The organism is Floridaenema flaviceps BLCC-F50, assembly GCF_041929275.2.
Taxonomy (GTDB): domain Bacteria; phylum Cyanobacteriota; class Cyanobacteriia; order Cyanobacteriales; family Aerosakkonemataceae; genus Floridanema; species Floridanema flaviceps.
The window spans coordinates 3,663,920-3,687,077 of record NZ_JBHFNR020000001.1 but is presented as its reverse complement, the minus strand read 5'-3'; the positions used below and the strand labels follow the sequence as shown (position 1 = coordinate 3,687,077).

The 23,158-nt window shown below is 40.6% G+C and carries 19 protein-coding genes and 1 pseudogene; 10 read left to right on the top strand and 10 right to left on the bottom strand.

Translation table 11 applies throughout. The features are described 5' to 3' along the window. Positions 1 to 234 precede the first annotated feature (234 nt). Positions 235 to 792, bottom strand: a complete 558-nt coding sequence (gene cobU / locus ACE1CI_RS17900; protein WP_413263480.1) for a bifunctional adenosylcobinamide kinase/adenosylcobinamide-phosphate guanylyltransferase — start codon at positions 790 to 792, stop codon at positions 235 to 237. 265 nt (positions 793 to 1,057) lie between these two features. Between cobU and ACE1CI_RS17895 the strand changes: the two genes are divergently transcribed. From ACE1CI_RS17895 to hpsU, 3 genes are all read left to right on the top strand, one after another. After that, a complete protein-coding gene (locus tag ACE1CI_RS17895; protein ID WP_413263481.1) occupies positions 1,058 to 1,975 on the top strand; it encodes a glycosyltransferase family 2 protein in 918 nt (305 codons plus the stop codon). 80 nt (positions 1,976 to 2,055) lie between these two features. Next, a complete protein-coding gene (locus ACE1CI_RS17890; RefSeq protein WP_413263482.1) occupies positions 2,056 to 3,036 on the top strand; it encodes a glycosyltransferase family 2 protein in 981 nt (326 codons plus the stop codon). After that, positions 3,017 to 3,646 (top strand): hormogonium polysaccharide biosynthesis acetyltransferase HpsU, encoded by a 630-nt coding sequence (hpsU, locus tag ACE1CI_RS17885; RefSeq protein ID WP_413263483.1) that lies wholly within the window; start codon positions 3,017 to 3,019, stop codon positions 3,644 to 3,646. Before ACE1CI_RS17890 ends, hpsU begins: the two co-directional genes overlap by 20 nt. A gap of 128 nt (positions 3,647 to 3,774) precedes the next feature. Here the strand turns inward: hpsU and ACE1CI_RS17880 are convergent, their stop codons facing one another. The 7 genes from ACE1CI_RS17880 to ligA all read right to left on the bottom strand — a co-directional run bounded on the left by ACE1CI_RS17880 (position 3,775) and on the right by ligA (position 11,735). Next, entirely contained in the window at positions 3,775 to 4,278 is a 504-nt protein-coding gene (locus tag ACE1CI_RS17880; protein WP_413263484.1) for an MAPEG family protein, read from the bottom strand. A gap of 276 nt (positions 4,279 to 4,554) precedes the next feature. Next, on the bottom strand, positions 4,555 to 4,947 hold the full coding sequence (locus ACE1CI_RS17875; protein WP_413263485.1) for a DUF3011 domain-containing protein: 393 nt from the start codon (positions 4,945 to 4,947) through the stop codon (positions 4,555 to 4,557). Positions 4,948 to 5,126: 179 nt separating this feature from the next. Beyond that, complete coding sequence (locus ACE1CI_RS17870) at positions 5,127 to 5,708, bottom strand: rhomboid family intramembrane serine protease (protein WP_413263486.1); 582 nt, start codon at positions 5,706 to 5,708, stop codon at positions 5,127 to 5,129. A gap of 139 nt (positions 5,709 to 5,847) precedes the next feature. Further along, positions 5,848 to 6,750 (bottom strand): tRNA pseudouridine(55) synthase TruB, encoded by a 903-nt coding sequence (gene truB / locus ACE1CI_RS17865; RefSeq protein ID WP_413263487.1) that lies wholly within the window; start codon positions 6,748 to 6,750, stop codon positions 5,848 to 5,850. Positions 6,751 to 6,777: 27 nt separating this feature from the next. Then, positions 6,778 to 8,475, bottom strand: coding sequence for an alpha/beta hydrolase (locus ACE1CI_RS17860; protein WP_413263488.1), 1,698 nt, complete (start codon positions 8,473 to 8,475; stop codon positions 6,778 to 6,780). A gap of 223 nt (positions 8,476 to 8,698) precedes the next feature. Then, entirely contained in the window at positions 8,699 to 9,622 is a 924-nt protein-coding gene (locus ACE1CI_RS17855; protein ID WP_413263489.1) for a DMT family transporter, read from the bottom strand. 67 nt (positions 9,623 to 9,689) lie between these two features. Next, positions 9,690 to 11,735 carry an NAD-dependent DNA ligase LigA gene (ligA, locus tag ACE1CI_RS17850; RefSeq protein WP_413263490.1) on the bottom strand — a complete coding sequence of 682 codons (2,046 nt, stop codon included), beginning with the start codon at positions 11,733 to 11,735 and terminating at the stop codon, positions 9,690 to 9,692. Positions 11,736 to 12,048: 313 nt separating this feature from the next. Here ligA and ACE1CI_RS17845 point away from each other — a divergent pair, with 313 nt between their 5' ends. Together ACE1CI_RS17845 and ACE1CI_RS17840 are read left to right on the top strand one after the other, a co-directional pair. Next, the gene (locus ACE1CI_RS17845; RefSeq protein ID WP_413263491.1) at positions 12,049 to 12,267 is read left to right on the top strand and encodes a hypothetical protein; all 219 of its coding nucleotides are present in this window, start codon (positions 12,049 to 12,051) and stop codon (positions 12,265 to 12,267) included. A 7-nt stretch (positions 12,268 to 12,274) separates the two neighbouring features. Next, positions 12,275 to 12,898 carry a COG3650 family protein gene (locus tag ACE1CI_RS17840; RefSeq protein WP_413263492.1) on the top strand — a complete coding sequence of 208 codons (624 nt, stop codon included), beginning with the start codon at positions 12,275 to 12,277 and terminating at the stop codon, positions 12,896 to 12,898. An 11-nt stretch (positions 12,899 to 12,909) separates the two neighbouring features. On the opposite strand, the gene ACE1CI_RS17835 is transcribed toward ACE1CI_RS17840, so the two are convergent. Both ACE1CI_RS17835 and ACE1CI_RS17830 read right to left on the bottom strand, forming a co-directional pair. Continuing rightward, positions 12,910 to 14,061 (bottom strand): response regulator, encoded by a 1,152-nt coding sequence (locus ACE1CI_RS17835; protein WP_496615542.1) that lies wholly within the window; start codon positions 14,059 to 14,061, stop codon positions 12,910 to 12,912. Between the two features lie 231 nt (positions 14,062 to 14,292). Further along, positions 14,293 to 16,548 carry a response regulator gene (locus ACE1CI_RS17830; protein WP_496615541.1) on the bottom strand — a complete coding sequence of 752 codons (2,256 nt, stop codon included), beginning with the start codon at positions 16,546 to 16,548 and terminating at the stop codon, positions 14,293 to 14,295. A 289-nt stretch (positions 16,549 to 16,837) separates the two neighbouring features. On the opposite strand from ACE1CI_RS17830, the pseudogene ACE1CI_RS17825 reads away from it, so the two are divergent. The 5 genes and pseudogenes from ACE1CI_RS17825 (at position 16,838) to ACE1CI_RS17805 (ending at position 23,038) form a co-directional block, all read left to right on the top strand. Further along, positions 16,838 to 17,967, top strand: a pseudogene (locus tag ACE1CI_RS17825) (HetZ-related protein 2). Between the two features lie 405 nt (positions 17,968 to 18,372). Continuing rightward, entirely contained in the window at positions 18,373 to 19,602 is a 1,230-nt protein-coding gene (locus ACE1CI_RS17820) for an ATPase, T2SS/T4P/T4SS family (protein ID WP_496615540.1), read from the top strand. Positions 19,603 to 19,789: 187 nt separating this feature from the next. Beyond that, positions 19,790 to 20,473 carry a Crp/Fnr family transcriptional regulator gene (locus ACE1CI_RS17815; RefSeq protein WP_413263497.1) on the top strand — a complete coding sequence of 228 codons (684 nt, stop codon included), beginning with the start codon at positions 19,790 to 19,792 and terminating at the stop codon, positions 20,471 to 20,473. 120 nt (positions 20,474 to 20,593) lie between these two features. Then, positions 20,594 to 22,384 (top strand): M61 family metallopeptidase, encoded by a 1,791-nt coding sequence (locus ACE1CI_RS17810; protein WP_413263498.1) that lies wholly within the window; start codon positions 20,594 to 20,596, stop codon positions 22,382 to 22,384. Between the two features lie 75 nt (positions 22,385 to 22,459). Further along, positions 22,460 to 23,038 carry a Uma2 family endonuclease gene (locus ACE1CI_RS17805; RefSeq protein ID WP_413263499.1) on the top strand — a complete coding sequence of 193 codons (579 nt, stop codon included), beginning with the start codon at positions 22,460 to 22,462 and terminating at the stop codon, positions 23,036 to 23,038. The last annotated feature ends 120 nt before the right edge of the window (positions 23,039 to 23,158 follow it).

Genomic DNA, 23,158 nt, shown 5'->3' with positions numbered 1-23,158 from the left:
TAAAACTAGGGAGCAATAGATATGATCCCGAATCTCTCACAACTATCTCTTCATCTTAGTTTTTTTTTCCCATTTTGTTTCCCTCTAACAGAGGAGTAACTCAGCTATAAAAAGGAATAAATTTTTCTGTCCAGTCAATCATAACCTTTAGCGATCTTCTCTCAAGAGAAATAAAATATTTATTTCCCAAGTTTAAATCTCGGAAAATGCGATTAATCTGGTAACAGCAATTTGCTATTTGTTGTTTAGGGGGCTACCAAGCTGACTTAAGTTTAAAACATGACCTGCTGTGACTAAGTAAGTGGGATTGGCGATCGCTCCGATTTGACGCACCAAAGTACCTAAGCGATCGCAAAACAGCCGCCCTGCTGGATACGCCGGAACTACACCCCAGCCTGTTTCCTCTGCCACAAATATTACATCACCATCACAATTCTCAACAATTTCTAACAATTCTTTTAAGATTTTCTCCCATTGAGTTTGCTCGCACTCTAATAAATTAGCTACCCATGTTCCCAAAGAATCAACCAATAAGCAATTACTACTTTTTGCTGACCCAATAGTTGCTGCTAAATTCACAGGTACTTCCCAAGTTTGCCAAACAGAAGGACGGCGTTGAGCGTGTTGGGAAATTCTCTCCATCCACTCAGCATCATCAGGATCTTTTTGGGCAGTAGCTACATAGATTACCGATTTTCCCGATTGTAGCGCCAATGATTCTGCCCATTCACTTTTACCCGATCGCGCAGGGCCAGTTACTAAGATTACTCGTTTTTTAGGTAATTTACTCATAAATATGCAAAAGCTTAAAAAATTGCTCTCAATCCGATCAATAAAGGCTTCTTCCCTTTTTTGCTACGTAGTTAACGGTACTCAATAACGGGACAAGTGTCAAAGATTTTACGGATATCTATAAAGACTTTTATTTGGTAACATGAGAAAAGTTCAACGCTAATTTTTTTTGCTCATCGCCAAAAAGTAATAAGAAAAACTTTTTGTGCTCAATTTAGCTTTTCATAAACAAGTGATAAGCTATTAAACACTAAGGCGGAAGTTTATGCCGAAAATTTCTGCAATTATCTGTACACATAATCGAGAGAAATATCTAGGTGCAGCTATTGATAGTTTGCTAGCACAAGATTTTCCTGATTATGAAATAATTGTTGTAGACAACGCTTCAAGCGATCGCACTCGTGAAATAGTTCAAGCACGCCCTAGCGTGAAATATGTATATGAACCAATCACGGGATTATCAGTAGCTCGCAACACGGGCGCTCAATCAGCAACAAGTCAGATTCTCGCTTATCTTGATGATGATGCCGTAGCTAGCCCCAGTTGGTTAACTGTACTGTATGCAGCTTATCAAAGCAATGAAAAACTGGCGATCGCAGGTGGCAAAGTTACCTTAATTTGGCCGGAGGGAATTAAACCCCCAGCTTGGCTTTCCGATGACTTAGCGGGAAATTTGGGTGCATACAATCTGGGTGACAAAATTGTTTATATCGATCGCCCAGGCTTAACTCCGAGAGGTTTAAACTATTCTATTCGACGCAAGTTCTTAGAAGAAATCGGTGGTTTCGACATTAACCTGGGTCGAGTTGGGAAAAAATTACTATCCAACGAAGAATTACTAATGACAGAACAAGCTTTAAACCGAGGTTGGCAAGTCGCCTATATCCCGGAAGCTTTAGTCCAGCATAACGTTTCCCCAGAACGAGTTAACCCGCAATGGTTCTTAAGTCGGGGTTGGTGGCAAGGCATCAGCGAATATTACCGCGAACAACTAGTCGGGAAAGCCGGAGTCAAACAAATAGGGCGAGGCGGCGAACGTTTAATGTATGGTGTTTATAAAAGTATGAAATATTTTCGCCATCCCGACCGAAGGTTTGAAAATTTAGTTTATAGCTACGGTCAAATAGGATATTTAAGTGCCGTAATCATGGGGTTATTTTCTGCCGCCAAGCGGGAAAAATAAGATCAGGCGATGAGTTAGTTCCTCATTGGCTCGCTCGCTGATTCTCTAGAAGTTTATTGCTAAATTAAGCACCACTAATCATGACTGCCACAGCCAAAAAAATCCCAGTTTCCGTGTTGATTCCCGCCAAAAACGAAGAAGCTAACTTGCCAGCTTGTTTAGAAAGTGTGGCAGTGGCAGATGAAGTTTTTGTAGTGGATTCGCAAAGTAGCGATCGCTCAGTAGAAATTTCCCAAAAATATGGAGCAAATGTAGTTCAGTTTTACTTTAACGGTCGTTGGCCGAAAAAGAAAAACTGGTCGTTAGAAAATTTGCCCTTCCGCAATGAATGGGTGTTAATAGTCGATTGTGACGAACGCATTACCCCAGAACTATGGGCAGAAATTGCCGCTGCCATTGAAAACCCGGAATACAACGGCTATTACTTAAATCGGAAAGTGTTTTTCCTGGGAACTTGGATTCAGCATGGTGGTAGATATCCCGATTGGAATTTGCGCTTATTGCGTCACCAAAAAGGACGTTATGAAAACTTGGGAACAGAAGAAATTCGCAACACCGGAGATAACGAAGTTCACGAGCACGTAATTTTAGAAGGCAAAGTTGGCTATCTAAAAAATGATATGCTGCACATTGACTTTCGCGATGTTTATCACTGGTTAGAGCGACACAATCGTTATTCTAATTGGGAAGCTCGCGTTTATTTGAACCTGATAACTGGCAGAGGAGATAACGGGACGATCGGCGCTAATATTTTGGGAGATGCCGTCCAACGCAAACGCTTTTTAAAGAAAGTTTGGGTACGCTTGCCTTTTAAACCGACTCTGCGCTTTTTGATCAGTTATGTTTTGCAATTGGGCTTTTTGGATGGGAGAGCCGGATATATTTATGCTAGACTTTTGAGCCAATACGAATATCAAATTGGGGTAAAACTCTACGAACTACGCCGTTTTGGTGGTCAGTTAAACAACGCCCCACAACCAGTTACTCCCCCAAAAACTACATCTACAACCGATTCTCCTACCACTAGCGACACTACAGCTTATGACTCAGTGGGTTCCTGAACCAACTGATCCAATTTCTGCATCCAAAAAAGAGCCTTTGCTGGATGCAGAACCTTGGATAGATTTACGAAAGTACGATCAATCAAATTTCGATCGCGGTCGTTCCAATTGGATAATTTTACTTTGGTGGTTGGTGCAAGCGATCGCATTTCCTCTCACTCCCCACCAACTCCACGCACCCAGAATCGCCTTATTGCGTTTATTTGGGGCAAAAATCGGCAAAGGAGTCGTCATTCGACCCACCGCCCGTTTCACCTACCCTTGGAAAGTGGAAATCGGCGATTACAGCTGGATTGGTGATGACGTAGTTTTGTACAGTTTGGATTACATTCGCATCGGTCGTCACAGCGTCATTTCCCAAGAATGCTACCTTTGCACCGGAGATCACGACTTTCAAGACCCCGCTTTTAGTTTAATTACTGCGCCGATTACCATTGGCAACGGAGTTTGGGTAGCAACTGATTCCTTCGTTGGCCCTGGTGTAGAAATCGGTGCTAATACAATAGTAGGCGCACGCAGTAGCGTCTTTCGCAGTTTGCCAGCCGGACAAGTTTGCTTGGGTAGTCCCTGTCGTCCCCACCATCCCAGAGAAGTAAAAGGTAAGGGATAAGGATGAGCGCTCGGTTAACTTAGTAAAGCCTCTATGCGTAGGGTGCGTTAACGAAGCGTGTAACGCACCATCCCACCATATTTAGTTTCAGTGCGTAAGTCCTGCTAGCAACGGGATAGCGTTAAGAATCAAAATTGCTGCAAGCTATAGTAGACACAAGCCACGCTACCGATAATGTAGACTAACCAAGTGCCGAAAAAGCCGATCGCTCGTCCCGGCGAAGGTCCATAAGTTTGAATCAGTCCCCAAGCATGGGCAATCCGTGCCACAATTAGCATTGCACCCAACATCCAAATCAACCAAGTTGCAGCTTGCATCAATTCCAGAGCTACCAGAAATAATAAAGCGATCGGAACATACTCAGTAAAATTGCCGTAGGCTCTAATCTTTCGCTGCAACACCCCATCATCTGCTTCTTTTGTCACAACAGTCTTTTGCGTCAGTTGTTCCACAAAAGCAGCCCAGGCATTAGGATTCTTTAGGTAATCAGGTTGTGAGGCAACATCTGCGGTTGTTGCTCCATGCCAAATGCGAGTCCGGGTACGTTCCATAACTACCTGATAGGATAAACCCAAAGCTAGTAAACCGTTACAGCCAATGAAAAAGGTTGAGATGGGAATTATTGCAGACATTGATTTGGTTAAATAGTCAACTTTCTCTTTGAAGCATTTATAGCCCAAGATAGCTAAATCTTAAATTATTAGCTTTTAATAAAGTCGATCGCGTTAATAGCGAAAATTTAGCTTTAGCCCAACAAAAATATCCTGAAGCTGTCTTTATTTCTGCCACTCAAAATTTAGGTCTGGATACTCTAAAGAAAAAACTGTTGCAGATGTTAGACATCTAAGCAGAGGGGACTCTTGGGAAGTTCATTAACACCAAACTCAAAACTTTCCCCCTGCTCCCGATTATGGGCAACGCGGAATTCTTCTGGGGCGACGAACACCCTGTCTGCGTCTTGGTGGTTGGTAACACTCTTGGATACAACATATTTCTTCGTCGGGAGCGTTCCAGTTATCGCTGACATCGCCTGAGCGAAATTCGGCGCGACATCCGTTTCTTACCCAAACAAAACCTCTACCGTAAGTCCAATCAATACCCTCTATGCAAGCGGCGCGAGATAATTGTCTTTCGAGAAATACGCCACGTCGGGTATTAATTGAACATCTTATGGTTTCAAAATTAACACTCTGGCAAATAGCAACGCTTTGAGCCGAGGCAGACTCAGCCATGATTATAGTAGCCGCCACTGCAACAGTAGCAGCACCAGCCAAAGCGACTTTTTGACACAGATTGGTCATCAGGTTAAACTCCTCACAGTACTGGGCTTAGGTAGCTTTTGCATCTGCGCCCTGATAGACCAACAGTATCCCTAAGTTAGCTACTCTCGTCAACTACTTGTATATTTTGGCCTTTTTGGGCGATCTGATTGGGTAGTTGAGAATTGTGGTAACAGTTACAGCGCTTTTTAGGAATAATTTTAGTACTTTTTGCGGGTAAGTAAACGCGCTGCGATCGCACCACCGATAAAGCCAAACAAATGTCCTTGCCAAGAAATGCCGATTTGTGAGGGAAAAACACCCCAAATCATACTACCGTAAAGCGAGCCTACGAATAATGATAAAATAATAGATCCTGGACTACGTTGAAAATAACCTCGAAATAGTAAATAACCCAGATAGCCAAACACAACTCCACTAGCACCAATATGAATACTATTAGGTGGTGCAAATAGCCAAACGCCTAGACCACTAACGATCATGGAAATGGCACTAACAATGAAAAAATCGCTGGTTTCTCGTAACATGATTAACCAGCCAAGGGTGATAAAGGGAATGGTGTTGGCTGCTAGATGCACGAAGTTTCCATGTAGAAACGGTGCAAATAAGATGCCACGCAGTCCAATAGTTGAACCGGGAATGATCCCAAAGTAGTCCAGTCTACCTCGGAAAACGATGAGGTCGAAAAATTCCACAATCCACATTAAGGCAACAGTACCACCCAAGATGAACACCTGGGCTTTTAATTCATTGATAATTCCTCTTGCTTCATCCCTACTCATTTGTATACCTTTGGTAATTGATTTTTTTATATTTCCAAGATAGCAAGTTCAGCATTGTTTGGCTCAACTAATTGGCAATTTTAAGTTTACTTAATGTGGGAATACAAAGTAAATATTGCCCAAACTAGTTTTTTCTCAGTTATGAGATTGGTTCAAATACAAGTTGGGGAATTAATATCTGTGTGGTATCTGAGTTTACTATTTCCCCAATTCCTAGAAATTGACCGTTTTCCTGTTGGACTCGCTTTTTTGCCAAAGAGTATTTTGGGTAATTTTCCGGTAGAGATAGGCGTTGTCCTTGGCACCAGCGACGGGCATCTGGTTCGGCTAGGTTAACTACTTCTAAATGGCTTAAAGCTGTTTCTGGAGAAATAGGGTTAAATGTTCCTTGTTCTATTTGATTTTCTAACTCTGGAAAAGTCAAACTTTCGGTTAATTGTAAACCACAACTGGCGGTGCGAGTTAAGGCGGCGAGAGTTCCACCAATTTGTAAGGTTATTCCTAAATCCCGTGCGATCGCTCTAATATAAGTTCCAGGCCCACAAGTAATTTCTAAGTCTAATTCCGGGAATTCTCCAATACGCCAATCTAAGATTTTTATTTGATTAATTTCCACAGATCTAGGGGCAATTGTAATCGTTTCTCCGGCACGGGCTAACTCATATAAACGTTTACCTTGAACTTGAATTGCACTATAATTAGGTGGAATTTGCTGAATAGTTCCTTTGAATTTTTCCAGCGCTGATTTTACCTGTTCTAAAGTGAGATTACTTCCCGAATTTTCGGCAATTACTTCTCCTTGCAAATCGTCTGTAGTTGTAGTTACGCCTAATTTAATTGTGGCGTGATATGCTTTGTCTTCCCGCAGGTATTGTAACAGGCGAGTTGCTTTACCCAAGGCAATGGGTAAAACTCCTGTGGCTGCGGGATCTAGTGTGCCGCCATGTCCGACTTTTTTTTGATGTAATAGACGGCGTACTTTAGCTACGCAGTCGTGAGAAGTAATGCCAAATGGTTTGTTTAAGTTGAGGAAACCTTGCACGATTTAGTAATGAATAATTGGTGATTTTTAGTTACGATTAGGTGAGATGATTAACTCTGGAGATGGGCGATCTAATGCTAATTGTAACTCAGCTTCGGAGAGCGATCGCACCAAACTTAAAGGCAAAGGCTCTTGACTCAAATATCTGATGTAGGCTGGAGTCAAATAAGCTTTATACTCTGGGCGATCGGCAACATAAAATTCAAAGAAAGCTACACTCAAAACTTTCATGTAATCACGCGCCAAGGCAGGATCGGGGCCAATTACTGATGACGGCAAAGGTACACTAGATTGAGACTCAGCTAAAGTAGAAAAGTGTGTACCGTTATTCATAATTAACAAGTATTTATTTGGATTATCTAGCCAGGTAAAAGGCGCTATTTGTTCTGGCAAGGCGGGTGCAACTGTATCAGCACTCCCCGCAACTATAGCAACTGGAATATTAATATTTTCTAGTCCATTTTTGCCAAAAACGCTACTACTAATGGGGTTAATAGCAATTACCGCTTTGACTCTAGAATCTTGCAAATTATAGTTGTAGTTTGGTAAAACTAAAGCACGGCATTGCAGTAAAAGTGACAAATTCCAAGAAGAATTAATGGCAGCACAATCCTTTTGCAAACTGGCAAAATTAATATCTGCACCTGCCAAAGCTAATGCAGTATAACCACCAAAAGATTGACCAATTACTCCTACTTGTTGCATATTTAAACGACCTTGATATAAGATATCTGTTTGGGAAAGTCTTTCTAATTCATCAAGAAGAAACTTAACGTCTAAAGGTCGATTAATAAATTCACGAGGTTGAGCAACTTCTTCCGCTCTACCTTCAATCAGATTTTGTATTTGCTGGGCATTACTACCTGGATGTTCTAATACAGCAACTGCTAGTCCAAAAGAAGCTAAATGTTGAGCTAAATAAGCAAAGGTTTCTCTATCTGAACCTACACCATGAGAAATGACAATTACTGGTGCTGGTGTTGGTTGCTGGCTAGTATTATCAGGAATTGGTAAGTAAATATCAGCTTGAAAACTGCGGTTGCGGCGCAGATCTCGTAATTGTATTGTTTGTTTGTTAATAGTGAAAGATCCCGGTTGGCGTAAGTTTGGTAATGCAGCTATTTGTGCAGGAGTTTGATTTGTTGCTACAGTAGTTGCTTGTTGATTGACAGCTGCAATTGCTTTATTAGTTTGCTCGATTACTTTAGATAAATCATCAGCTAGTTGTAACCCTTTGGCTAAATCAATTCTGACTCCTGTCGCCGGAAATTTGCGTAAAACATTTAGTAAGGTAATTCCCTCTGGATCGTTAGCGGCAGAAATTAACGCTTTTTGAATTGCTTGGGAACCATATTGTCCTGATTCCGTCTGAATAATTTGTCCTAATCTTCGCAGTAAAATTTCAGCTTGTGGTGTATTGAAGAATTGAGAAACTGCGATCGGTCTAATTTCTAAACGTTTGAGTAAAATCTGACGTAGCAGGGTTTGTTTTTGGGGATTAACATATCGAACGTAAGGTGCTAAATCTTGGTTAACTACCCCTCTTTTAGCGTAAGCTTCCAAAGAATCTACAGAAATTGTCCGATTTAATATGTCTAAGGATACTTGCACTCTTTCTGCCGATCGAGCCGGAAAAGCAGATCCGATCGTTGTCACCAGAGAAATTCCTAGCAAAATTCCTACCCAGTTAAAAGACTTGTGGATCGAATAAGTGAATTTACGCATAGTTTAGGAGGTTTCACAAAAACCAATTATGCAAAAACTTGGCAGAGCGTCGTTCAAAAAAGCTTAACAACGATCGTTACCTAGTACTATAGTGACTAAAAATTCTCAAAACGTCGAGACTTGTGTGATTTTAAACAAAGCTGCAAATAAGTCTTACACAAATATCAAATAATTTGTTAAAATATATAACCGTTGGTTAAATTTAAGTTATTATCATCAGGAATTAATGTTTTTTTCCTAAAGCAATAGACATTGAACCAACTACAACTAAAAGCGCTCCCAAAACTCCTAAAGTTGTCAGATTATTTGTCACAATCCAACTGGGAAATAAAAATGTTACCATCCAAACTGATAGTAAAGTAACGATCGGAGTAGTAGATAATACAGCACTGACTCTAGATGCTTCCCAATGTTCTAAAGATTCAGCGAAAGCACCGTAAGCAATAACTGTATTCAAACCACAAAAAATTAGCATGACTAACTGCAAAGGAGTTAAGTTAAGGATGGATTGGGGATGAGCAAAGGGAGCAAATAAAACTGCACAAATGCCATAAATTAATAACATGACATTGGCTGAAGTTAATTGTTGCAAAAGTTGCTTTTGTGCTAAACCGTAAATTGCCCAAACTATTGCAGCTATGATGATTAAAGCTGAACCAAATAAGTATTTCCCTTGAGCAGTAATCAAGGTTTTTAATTGTTCATTAAAAAACAGGGCAAATCCTAACGTTAATACTCCTAAACCTGTCCATTGTATCAGGGTATAACGTTCTTTAAAAATGTAAATTCCTCCTAATCCCATTAATACGGGAGCAAGTTGAATTAAAACTTGGGCATTTGTTGGAGTTGTGTAAGCTAAACCTATTAGATAAAAGATATAGTTTAGGGCTAAAAATATGCTGGCAACTCCTAACAAAGTTAAGGGAAGAGAACGTAATTTTTCCCCTGAAGGTAGTTGTTTTCTGGTAGCTAAATAAACACCCAGTAACCCAAAAGACATTAAAAATCTAAACCAAGTAACGGTGTAGGGATCTAATCCTTGAAGTGTTACTTTCAGGGCTATTGGTAGAATACCCCATAACAAGACTGTTAATAGTGATAGCGCTAACCCTAAACGCCATTTTCCCGAACTTTGATGAAGTGTCATTGGCGATATTTAAAAGTTTAATTCTCCCCAGATCCCCGACTTCTTAAAGAAGTCGGGGATCTAGATTTCAATTTTCTAACATTTCTAAAAGTTCCGCTTCCGACAATCGGGTGATTCCTAATTCTTCAGCTTTTTGGAGTTTAGAACCTGCGTCTTCTCCGACAACTACAAAGTCAGTTTTGGAACTTACCGAACTTGTGACTTTTCCCCCTGCTTTTTGAATTAAATCTTTAGCTTCATCGCGTTTTAAGGTGGGCAAAGTTCCGGTAAGGACAAAAGTTTTACCGTTAAATTTGTTACTTTGAGTTGTGGAACTTAGGGCGGATTCTTGATTTGCCAGTTGTAAATTTGCTGCTTTTAACCTTTCGATTAAGGTTTGATTGGCAGGAACTTTGAACCATTGAAACACACTTTGGGCGATTTCTGCACCAATCCCATAAACTGCTTCAATAGATGTTGCTGAAGCTGCTTCTAATTGTTCTACATTGGTAAATTTTTGGGTTAAAGTTTGGGCGTTGACGCTACCTACTAAACGAATGCCTAAACCATATAATACTCTTGCCCAAGGTTGAGTTTTTGATTGATTAATTGCGTCGATTAATTTAGTGGCTAATTTTTTCCCCATTCTGTCTAAAGTCATGAGTTTTTCGGGGGTTAAATCATACAAATCGGCAACTGAATGGACTAGGTTTTTTTCTACCATTTGATGCACTAGTTTTTCGCCTAATCCGTTAATATCTAAAGCGTCACGACTTCCCCAATGTACCAATGCGCCTTTTAAAATTGCGGGGCAGGAAGCATTAACGCAGCGGGTGACTGCTTCATCGGGTAACTTTACCACAGGTTGATTGCAAACTGGGCAACAAGTTGGCATTTGAAAAGGTTGAGTATTGGGGGGGCGAAGTTCGGTTAAAACTTTGACGACTTCGGGGATGATTTCGCCAGCTTTGTGAACAATTACGGTGTCTCCTACGCGGATGTCTAGCGATCGCACATAATCAATATTATGCAGCGCCGCCCGTGAAACCGTTGTTCCCGCCAATTGTACCGGAGTCATTTCCGCCAAAGGTGTAATTGCGCCTGTTCTTCCTACATTTACACTAATAGCTTCGACGCGAGTTGGTGCTTCTTCGGCGGCATATTTTAAAGCTACCGCCCAACGGGGGAATTTTTGCGTAAAACCGAGTTTTTCTTGCAGTTTTAAAGAGTTTAGTTTCGCCACTACCCCATCAGTCATGTAGGGCAAATTTAACCTTTCTGTATCCCAATAATTGTAGTAATCTGCGACATCTTGCAGAGTTTGACAAAGTTTGCGATTGGGATTTACTTTAAAACCCATTTTTTGTAACAATTCCAAAGATTCCCATTGAGTTTGGGCAATTTCCGCGTCATCTTTTCCGTAAATATGTAGAGTATAAGCGAAGAAATCTAACCTGCGTTGTGCGACAATGCGAGAATCTAATTGGCGCAAAGTTCCCGCAGCAGCATTGCGAGGATTTGCAAATAAAGTATCTCCCGCTTTTTCTCGTTCCTGATTTATTTGTTTAAAAGTATCTAATGCTAAAAATGCTTCTCCCCGTACTTCGACGCGAAAGGGCGGTTTTTCTAAGTTTAATTTTAAGGGAATGGAACGAATGGTTTTCACATTTTGGGTGATATCTTCTCCGGTAACACCATCACCCCTAGTCGCACCTCTAACTAATATCCCATTTTCATAAGTTAACGCCAAAGCTGAACCATCAATTTTCAATTCACAAACATACTCAAAAGATTCTTTCCCTATATCCTGTTCTTTCCCATAACGCCGCCAACGTTCCTGCCAAGCGGCAAACTCATCTATATTAAAAGCATTTTCCAAACTGTAGAGTCCAATATTGTGCCGCACTGAGGTAAACTGATTGGCGGGACGTTCACCAACTCGCTGCGTTGGACTATCTGGGGTAATTACTTCGGGGTATTGTGTTTCTAAATCTTGTAATTCCCGGTACAAGCGATCGTATACCGCATCCTCCATAATTGGATTATCGAGAGCATAATAGGCATAGCTTGCTTCCTGAAGCTTTTGCCGTAATTGTTCCACTCGCTGCTTGACTTCCGGCGTTAATGGTGACACAGAATCCCTCTTGGCGCGAAAATTACACTAAGCACAAATACCAGTGTAACCTTTGTCTAGATTGACTATTTTATAGCTAAAGTAAGAATCGATGGAAATCTGTCTTACTACCAAAGCTGAGTTAGCTATCTTGTTCCTCTTCTTTCTTCTTCTTTCTTCGTGTTCTAAAACGCTATCGCGTTTCGCTTCGCTATCGTGTCTATGCGCTACGCGCACGCTACGCGAACGTGGTTCAAAATAAATTATAGCCTTTGCAAATGATTGAAGATTGCTATATTCGCCCTCCCTTTCACATATAAAAAGAGGTAAAAAAATGAGAGTTTGGTTTGCTAGCTTCCTATTATTGTTTGCTTTAGCCCAACTTTTTAAATGGATGAAACACTTATCATTACCATTACCAGTATTCATCTTAGCTGGGTTGCTTTTAGCGATCGCCTCTAACTATGATAAGCGATCGGGCTGGCCTTTCCGCAACCAAATATCCACTTCCGAAGTTAAACATCTTGAAACGCCAACAGACAGATTAGATTAATAGAAATATGAATTTTAAATTTCGAGTTAGTGCGATCGCCTTAACCATCACAACCATTGTACAACTAACCTTACCAGTCAAATCCCAACAAACCACCCAATTTAAACCCTTGAATGGCGTAAAAATTGGCAACATTCAGTATTTAAAATCCGAAACCTCCCCAGATGCCAAATTAGAACGGGCAATTTTACGAGATTACCTTACTGATTACAACGAAACAAATCCCGAAAATTATGTCCGTTACTATTATAATCGCCTGGATTTAAACGGCGACAATCAACCAGAAATTATTGTATATTTAGTAGGTTCCTACGTTTGCGGTTCAGGTGGTTGTAATGCTTTAATTTACACTCCTAAAGGGCAAGATTATCAATTACTTTCTCAACACACTTTAGTAAATCCGCCTATTTTAGTTACTCCTCAACGTAATTCTGGCTGGAAAAATTTAGTTTTTCTTACTAGTGGCGGTGGTGCTAAACCAGAATATAATTTAATGCGATTTAATGGAAGAACTTATCCTTTAAATCCCTCCGTACAACCAGCAGTACCAGCTAATAGTACCCTGACAGGGATTGGGTTATTTGCTGATAGTTTATCTAATCCAGGTAGGAGATTAAAACCCAAGAATTAAAGTAATTTTGCTTAAGTCAATATTAGTGGTTGATTTGTCGGGGGGATGCTTTTACCGCAAATTTCGTAAATGTCTTGTGCTTGTTGTTTACCTCTGGGTACTACCCGATCGATCCAACGTATTTCAAAAAATTCGGATAGTGTCAATTGAGAAATTACTGAATCACTAGCAATAATTCCACATTCATAATGTTTGGTTAATTCTTGCAATCTTGCTGCTGTATTTACCACATCACCAATTACAGTAGAATCAATGCGAGAATCTGCACCCAAAGCACCGATAATGCCTTTTCCTGTATGAATTCCAATGCCAATATTAATCGGTATTTCTAATTTGTATTTGCTGCGATCGCAATTAAATTCAACAAGCTTTTGTTGCATCATCAATGCGCCATTTACCGCATCTTGGGGGTGAGTTTCTGGGCGATCGAATACTACCATTAAAGCATCACCCAAGTATTTATCTATAAACCCGTGATTTGCCATGACACAAGCATTCATTTGGTTAAAAAATACATTTAACCATTGAAAAGTTTCGCTAGGAGATTGGGATTCACAAATAGCCGTAAACTTCCGAATATCACAAAATAAAACAGTAATTTCTTCTTCTTGAGCATTGCCTAATTGAATAGATTCTACTCCAGTGGGTGCAATGCGCCGCAGAAATTGATCGGGAACAAATAACCGTAACTTTTCGGAAAGTGCTAAATTAATATTCCAAGCTGCTGATAATTGGCGTTTAGTTTTCTCTTTAAGTTCTTGTTGAATTTGTTGCGATCGCATTTCCTGAAGTCGGAAAATACTGGAAATTTTTTTTAAAAGTAATCCATTCTTAAACGGTTTAGTTAAAAAATCATCTCCCATCACTTCTAAACCGCGCAATTTAGAACGATCGTCATCTAATGCCGTCAAAAAAATAATTGGTATAGTATTTAAAATACTATCTTCTCGCAATTTTTGGCAAACCTCAAAACCATTCATTCCTGGCATCATAATATCCAGTACAATTAAGTCGGGAATTGATGTTTTAGCTATTGTCAGTGCTTCTATTCCAGAAACCGCTGACAGGGTATCGTAGCCTTCTGATTGGAGTAAACTTTCTAGTAAAGTAATATTCACAGGTTCGTCATCTACGAGCAAAATTCTTGGCGGGTGGTTTAGCATAATTAAGGAGACAAAACTATTAATGTGGTACAACCACAAACATCAAAAATCAGGTTTAAAGTTAGAAATAATTCCAAAGTCTTTAATTTTTAAAGCCTTTGGTAATAAAGATACACCCGCTTTGTTCTTACAAGTAAGCTAGCTGTAAGGAATTTTATTCCCCGATTTGTCAAGCCTTCTTAATATATTGAAACAATATAATTATAAATGTTCAACTCTGTGCCTGGTGATTTACGGATTTACTTCTTTTGATTCGCTGTTGGTATATAGGCGCACACAGGCAATTAACTCATCGACTTTCAGGGGTTTACTCAAGTAAGCGTCAGCGCCAGCAGCTAAACAGCGATCGCGATCGCCAGACATAGCGATCGCTGTCACTGCAACCACTGGCACTTTTTTCCACAAGTCATGCGCCTTCAGTTGGCGGATAATCTGAATTCCATCCACATGGGGCAATTGAATATCCATTAAAATCAAATCTGGTAAAGTCTGGGGCGTAACTAAAGGAGAATAAATTGTTTGCATCATCGTTCCGCCATCATAAATCATCTCTACCTTATATCCTTCAAGTTCGAGCACTTCCGAAATAAAAGCTTGGTTGTAGGGTTGATCTTCCACCACCAAAACTCGCTTACTCTCGGATGCTGCGCCAGAAGTTGAGGGTTGTTTGAGTTTTAGATTAATTTTCGACTGTTGGGGAAACTCTAAATCCGCCATTCTAGGTTGTTGCTGGCGCATTTCCGTCAGAGGTATCCAAACGCGAAACTTACTACCTATGTTTACTTGCGATTCTAAAGAGACAGTACCACCATGTAATTCTGCTAACCGCTTTGTGAGCACCAAACCTAAACCTGTACCTTCGTGATGGCGAGTTAGGGTAGCATCCACCTGTTGAAAAGGGCGGAACAGCAAATGCCATTTATGTCTGGGAATACCAATACCGGAGTCTTCCACTTCCAAGCAGAGGTAAGGAGTACTGGGATTGATCGCAGAGCGATCGGGACGATATTCTTTCTCTAATTGGCTACCATAAGCTAAACGGCTAGAAAGTTTAATTTGTCCGCCTTCGGGGGTAAATTTTACCGCATTGGAAAGCAGATTAATTAAAATCTGACAAGCGCGACGTTCATCAATGTTCACCTGTTCCAAACGGTAATCTAATTCCAAAGTCAGCGCCAGTTGCTTTTTCAATGCCCGCACTTGAATCATTTTCAGGCATTCTGTACAAAGATAAGGGATCGAAATTGGTCTTAAGTTCAGTTCAACTTTGCCAGCTTCAATTTTGGAAAGATCGAGAATATCGTTAATTAGCTGTAACAGGTGTTCGCCGCTTCTTTCGATCGTCTGAACATAACTGAGTTGGCGATCGCTCAAAGAACCCGCACTTTGGCGAATCAATAAATCAGAAAATCCTAAAATACTATTGAGCGGCGTGCGTAATTCGTGAGACATTGAAGCTAAGAACTCTGACTTCATCTGCGAAGCGCGTTCTAAGTCTTCATTAATCCGCAGTAAATTTTCTTGCGCTTGCACCCGTTCGATCGCCACTCCCAAAGTCCGACAAGCTGCAATCAGCATATCCTGTTGCGGCGCTTCTTGTAACTTCTGTAAACTGCGCGATTCCAAAGTTAGCACTCCGATAATCGTACCATCGGCTGCCGGAATCGGAAAAATGCCTAATTGTCCGATCGCCGGATGTTTAAATCCTGCTAAAGCTTTCGGGTGTTTATAGTAATCTTCCACAAACAGCGGTTCGCCTGTTTCCACCACATCCCAGAGTAACCCTTCACCATAAGGAATGCCTTGATTTAGTAACGCTTCCATTTCCGCAACCGCTATTTCTCCATGAGTCGCAATAAATTGTCCCGAAATCTGATTTGTAATCGCGCTTGCATAACGCTGATTATTATTACCTATAATTACTTTTACATCTCCGAATGCTGCGCCCGTTACCTCTACCAAATAGCTCAGAGCAAATCTGCCTAATTCTTTTAAATCAGTAGCAGGTTGGAGTCGTTCTGTAAGTTGTAGTAAAAAATTTAACCGCTTGACTTCCGCATTTAAGGAAGCTTGGGTTTCGCTGGTCGAACGCAATGCTTGCTGATATTTGGTCACATCGCGGAACGTAAATAAACGTCCTCCGTCAGAGGTTAATGTAGTGTAAACTTCTAAACAAATGCCATTACTTTGTTGTAAGTATAAACAAGTGTTTGCTGTATCTGCTCTTCCCAAATATGTTTCTAAGTTTTGCTTTTGTGATTGTGACCAATAGCCCTGTTCTACAATATGGTTAAACACAACTTCATCCGTAGGTTTGGTTTCCAGAAACGCGGGAGATAATCCCCAAATCTGGATCAACTTAATGTTAAATAGGATTAGTTGGTGGGATCGATCAAAAAGCGCGATCGCATTGTCCACTTGATTAACAATTACATCCTGTTCTTGCTTGAGTGTTTGCAGGCGCATCTCTATAGATTCTAATTTCATAGTGGCAAACAGTGTTGAGGACAAAGATTTTTTTATACACCGTTAACTTAACAAAATTTAACATTTGCGGTTGGTGAGTCTACTCTCCCAATGGTTGTGATCTAAAACACCTGCGACAATTACACAAGTGGAGAAAATATACTAGAAAAACCTGCCAAGAAAGCTTGGTTCACTTCACCTGTCGTCAAAAAATACATCTCTCAAGGTAAACACTACCCATAATGGGTGAACGTTTTGAGTCAGATAGTGGGCATACTTTTCGTTATAGGGAATTGAGGAGCTAGAGTCCATGTTAATAGCTGAAAAACTGGCAGATGAATTGCGAAAGCAGCTGCAAGTGGACTGTGAGAACATCAGCCAACAGACCCAAGAGAGTATTATTAAATGGTTATTGGGAAAAGAAACAGAGCGTTATGAAACCTTAGCCCCGAATCAGTTAACAATTGCCAGACAAGCAATAGACTATCGTTACCGGATTTTACGGCATCGATATTTAGGAGTAGGGCCAGAAAGAGCATATAAAAATTTAATGACTCGCTTGGGTTCTTTGGTGATGCTCCGCAATAAAATTAAGACTTGGGTAGCCTTGAGTCGCGATCGCCAAAGAGCAGTAGTTGATGTTCTCCAGGAAGTAATTCAAGAATTATTACAGTCCGATCGCTACCTACAAGAGCAAATTGGCTGGATACGGGAATGTACAGAAGATTCGAGATTGCGGAATGCTCTGTTGCTAACCAGTACCGAAGAGTACTGTATGCGCCCGATTCGCAACCAACCTTTACTACTGTATCGTTTTGTTAACTATTTGCGGCGTTCTCAACGGGGAGGTATTACCCAAGTACCAACCGGAGACTTAGTGCGCTTAGTTTCCGAAGAAATAGTCCCGGAAGAAGCAGACAACCCGTTAAGTTTATTGGATAATCAAGCGATCGCGCAATACCAAGAAAACCAAGAATGGGAGGAAAAACTTGCCGCCCGTCTCGCCGTCAAAACAGAATTTGAAACTTATTTAGCCAAAAATATTGATTCTTTTGCCTCGGAATGGCTAAGGCTTTATCTTCAAGGAAGATCTCAAGAAGAAATAGCCCGCGCCTTAAACAAACCGATCAAAGAAATCTATCGCTTGCGGGAAAAAATCAGCTACCATGCCATCAAAGTTTTTGCCCTAAAAGTACAACCAGAGATAGTTTCCACCTGGTTAGAAACCTCCCTTACCGAACACCGTCTCGGATTTTAACCCCAAGTCAGTGGCAAGAATATTGGGAGAGTTTAACACCAGAACAACGGCGACTGTTAGACAAATTAACTACTGGTAAAACCCTAGAAGCTGTAGCCCAAGATTTAAACCTGAAAACAAATCAAGTGATGGGGGAATGGAGTAAACTTTACCTGGCAGCGCAAGAAAAACGCAATGCTTAGTAAAGAAATATAAAGATTCAGGAAATAATTTCCCTTTTGGGGTAGAGAGTAATACGGTGCAAAGATTTGCGATCGTTAAAGATAGGTATCCACTATCAGAAGACAAAAGTTATAATATCCTTTAATTAAACAAGGGTGTATCTGAACCTGATACTTAGTTAGGTATTTATCCTGAGTAGTTCAGGAAAAACCACTAAAAGTTAACAGGCAAAATTTAATTGATTTTTGGCTGACCTGAAAAGTTGTCATTTAGCTAGAGTAACTCCTCCAACTTGTGTGGCAGGAGAAAATTTGAGCTAACTTCAAATTTTCTCCAAACCGGAATTAAACAGCGATTTACAACAACAGTAAGGCCAAGAAAAGGGAACGAATCAGAAAAAATCATCCAGGTCAAAGTAAATATTTATGCCACCTGTAGAAGTTAACACTATAAAAAGCAAGCACACCAAAACTCAGGGAGAGACTTTTTCATCAATGAAAGATGACCCGCTTCAGATCAATGAAGCAATGTTCCGCCTGATTGATGGTATTCTTCCCTTTGAAGCCTGTTTATATCATCAAGTTATACCTCTTTCCCTAGAGGGAACCCGCCTGAACTTAGGCATGGTAAATCCTAACGATACAGAAACCTTGGATTATGTTCGCCGCATCTTGGCTTACATGAACTGCTCGCTAATACCACAGCCACTTTCAGCCAAAAATCACCAAGCATTGCTCTCAGCTTACTTAAGCCACACAGGACAGTTAAAGCCAACAGCACCCGGCACAGAGTCACAAGAAATAACCAAAGAAAAGTTAACCCAAGATAATAAACCCACGCTGATTTTAGATGATGAAGAATCGGCGAAAGATTATATCGAGGAACAAATCCCACCAGTAGTAAATTCACCCCCAACAGTAGGGCAGCATATAACAGCGCAGAAACCACTATCTGCCAGTAAGAGTGCGAAAAGATCGGCACAAACACCACCTGTTGTTCCCAATCCAGGTTTGAGTTTACCGATGTTGCAAGTAGAAGCGCAATACTTAACTAGTCCGATCGAAGTTTTGGCAACACTGCCACCCAAAGTTTTACTCAATGAATTACTCGCCAGAGTATTAGCCGGAGGAATTGGTCGATTATATTTAGAAAACCATAGCGACAAAGGACGCATTCTCTGGAGCCAAAACGGAGTTCTCCAGTTAGTCTTAGAAGGAGTCAATACCTCCATCCTCCAGGGGTTAATTCAAGAACTCAAGCGGTTAACCCACTTGCCGATGTTGCCAGTGGAAAAACCAAAGCAAGCAGAAATTGAACGCATTTACAGGCAAAACCGCTTGCTGCTACGCCTGCGAGTGATGCCTGGTACTTATGGCGAAGAAGCAACCCTGCAAGTACTGCGGGGCGCAGCTTTGAAATTTTATCAACAGCAACAGCTGGAAAACTTGAGTCGAGATGCTTTAAACATTGCCCAGCAGTTGCAGCAAAAAGTTAATGAAATTCGCGATCGGACTAATCTTGACCCTAGCTTAAACACAGATCAGCTAGAAGCTCTGCCAGCTTTAGATGAATTAGTTCAGAGCGTGGAACAACAAATTAAATATTTAAGAATTGTACAAGCTCAAGCCAAGAAAAATGAACATAACACACAATAATCTAGAAGGGAGTTGCTGCTTTTCTCTTTAAATAAAAAATTCCTTACAGCCGAAAAAGCCTAAATTACCCATCCCTAGACTACGATAGAAAGTGCTAATTGTTTCTGCCACAAAAGCAGCCCTTGTTCAACCAAGGAGAAGACTTTTATTGCTGCCGATGCTGGTAATCGTGATTTTAAGATCTTTCATGCAGACTGAAGATTTTAGTGAACTTTTTCCGCTTTTCAATACGGTCAATCCAGAGACCTTAGAATGGTTGCTATCGGTTGCCGACGAACACGAGTATCCCGCCAGCAGAGCAGTTCTGATGGAAGATGCCTGGGGTAATGCGGTTTACTTTATCCTATCCGGTTGGGTAAAAGTCCGTCGCATCGCTGGCGACGATCGCATATCGCTGGCAATTCTAGGAAAGGGCGATTTTTTTGGAGAAATGGCGATTCTCGATGAATCTCCGCGTTCTACAGATGTGATTGCCTTGTCCTCAGTGCGGTTACTCAGCGTCCACGCTCAGCGATTTATCCAAACTTTGTTTAAAGACCCACAGTTACACCATCGAATGCTACAACTGATGGTCAGAAGACTGCGCCAGATGAATATTCGTTTTCAATTACGTCATCAACCACCCGCAGTTAAGTTGGCTAACAGTTTGGTTTCTATGGGAGAAAACTACGGTCAAGTCACGGATACGGGAACGGAAATTTATAATATTCCGTTCAAAGATTTGGCTGATGTGGCTGATATAGGTGTTGAGGAAACTACTAAGATTATGGAGAAATTAGATAGTAAGGGTTGGATTAAAATCGATCGATCGCGTCAAGTTATCCATTTAATCAATGTTAAGCAGTTGGCGCACCTAGCAGGAAAACTTTAATCAGCTGTGACAACTTTTTGACCGGGTAGGGGAGAGGATTAGCGCAATTTTATCCTCTGGCAAAATATCGAGCAAGCAATTTTGAGCTAAGTAAATAAACATTATCAATTTTCCACTGCCATGACAGAAGCAACTACTGTTCGCCCTAGCAATTTGCCACGCACTACACCTAAAATACACTTTCAAGTGGCGATGCCTCAACCTAATTCACATTTGTTTGAGGTGAGTTTACAAGTTTCGGGATGGTTAGCACCAGTTTTAGATTTAAAACTTCCCGTTTGGACTCCCGGTTCTTATTTGGTGCGCGAGTATGCTAAAAATTTGCAAGATTTTTCTGCCCTAGCGGGAAACACAATTTTGCCTTGGCAGAAGTTAGCCAAAAATCACTGGCAAGTGGGAACAAATGGGGTTTCAGAAGTTACGGTGCGCTATCGAGTTTTTGCTAATGAGTTATCGGTAAGGACTAATCATTTAGATAGTTCTCACGGTTATTTTAATCCGGCGGCGCTGTGTTTTTATATCCCAGAATTTACGGAACAAGCAATTACAATTACTATTGTTACTCCCCAAGCAGATTGGCGCATTGCTACACCTTTAAGTGCGGTTTCCGGGATGTCCAATACTTTTGTAGCGGCAGATTTTGATACTTTGGTGGATAGTCCTTTTGAAATAGGCACTCATCAATTTTATCAGTTTGAAGTATTGGGCAAATCCCATGAGTTAGCGATTTGGGGAAAGGGAAATGCTGAACCAGAACGAATTATTGAGGATACGAAAAAAATTATTGAGGTAGAAGCCGAAATTTTTGGAGGTTTACCTTACGAAAGATATTTGTTTTTGCTACATTTGTCTCCAAGTATCGGTGGCGGTTTGGAACATAAATATGCTTGTTCGTTAATTTATCCCCGGTTTAATTTCCGCAAACAGGATAAGTATGAGAGTTTCATGCAGTTGGTGGCGCATGAGTTTTTCCATTTGTGGAATGTGAAAAGATTGCGCCCGAAAGGTTTGGAAAAGTTTGATTATGATGGGGAAAATTACACTTCTTCCCTGTGGTTTTCGGAAGGAACAACTAGCTATTACGATTTACAGATTCCGTTTCGGGCGGGAGTCTATGATGCTAAGACTTTTTTGCAGAATTTAGGCAAGGAAATTACTTTATTACAGACTAAACCTGGTAGAAAAGTTCAGCCTGTGAGTGAGTCGAGTTTTGATGCTTGGATTAAGCTTTATCGCCGGGATGCCAATAGTGATAATTGTCAGATTTCCTATTATTTGAAAGGGGAAATGATTTCGTTTTTGTTGGATTTGCTGATTCGGGAGAGACAGGGAAATGAGCGATCGCTAGATGATGTGATGCGCTATATGTGGGAAAATTTCGGTAAGGCGGAAATTGGGTTTACAGCTGAGGAATTGCAAGGGGCGATCGAATTAGTAGCCGGAAAAGATTTAAGTGACTTTTTCGCCAGCTACATCGACGGTGTTGAAGAGTTACCTTTTGATGAATATTTAGCACCTTTTGGCTTACGTTTAGAAGCCGATCTTGATGAAAATCAACCTCCTTATATTGGCTTAAAAGCCAAAGCTCAAAATGGCAAACAAAAGATTGAATTTGTAGAATTTGGTTCACCAGCACAACTAGCTGGCGTTAGTGCTGATGATGAATTACTAGCAATTGATGGAATGCGAGTTAATGCAGATCAATTAAACGACAGGTTAAAAGATTATCAACCAGGAGATACAATTCAATTGTCAATTTTCCATCAAGATGAATTGCAAACTCTCCCAGTGACTTTAGCAGAACCACAACCTAACAATTACAAAATTGTAGCTGTGGAAAATCCCAATTCAACCCAGCAAGAAAACTTTCAAGCTTGGTTAGGAATTCCCTTAGCAAACCTGAAAAATTAGAATTTCGTAGGGTGCGTTAGGTGCAACCGTAACGCACCTTTTTTATTCTATAAATTTCCGATAAAATGAACTACCATGCTAACCTTCACCGTAAACTTAAATCCTATTATTAAACTCACTGACGAACAATTTTATCAACTTTGTAGAGCAAATACCGATGTAAAATTTGAGCGTAATGCTACCGGAAAAATTATTATTATCTCACCTACAGGAGGGGAAACAGGAAACTTTAACTCGGAGATTAATGCTGATTTTGTAATTTGGAACCGTCAAACTAAATTGGGTAAAGTTTTTGATTCTTCCACTTGCTTTAAACTTCCTAATGGTGCGGATCGTTCTCCTGATGTAGCATGGATTAAACAGTCAAGATGGGATGCACTAACTACCGAAGAGAAAGAAAAATTTCCCCCAATAGCGCCAGATTTTGTTTTGGAGTTAATGTCACCGACTGATAGTTTAAAAGAAAGTCAGAAAAAGATGCAGGAATATCTAGATAATGGTGTAAAGCTTGGTTGGTTAATTAATCGAAAAAGTCGAAGGGTAGAAGTTTATCGCCAAGGAAAAGCTGTAGAATTGCTAGAATCTCCCACTGAATTAACAGGGGAAGATCTGTTACCAGGATTTGTGCTAAATCTACAATTTATCTGGGATTAAGTAGGTGTAAATAAATAAAGCGATCGTAGTTATCTTTCTTGTGGGGCAGGCAGGATGCCCACCCCACAATAGTTACAGCTTTCTTGTGGGGCAGGCAGGATGCCCACCCCACAATAGTTA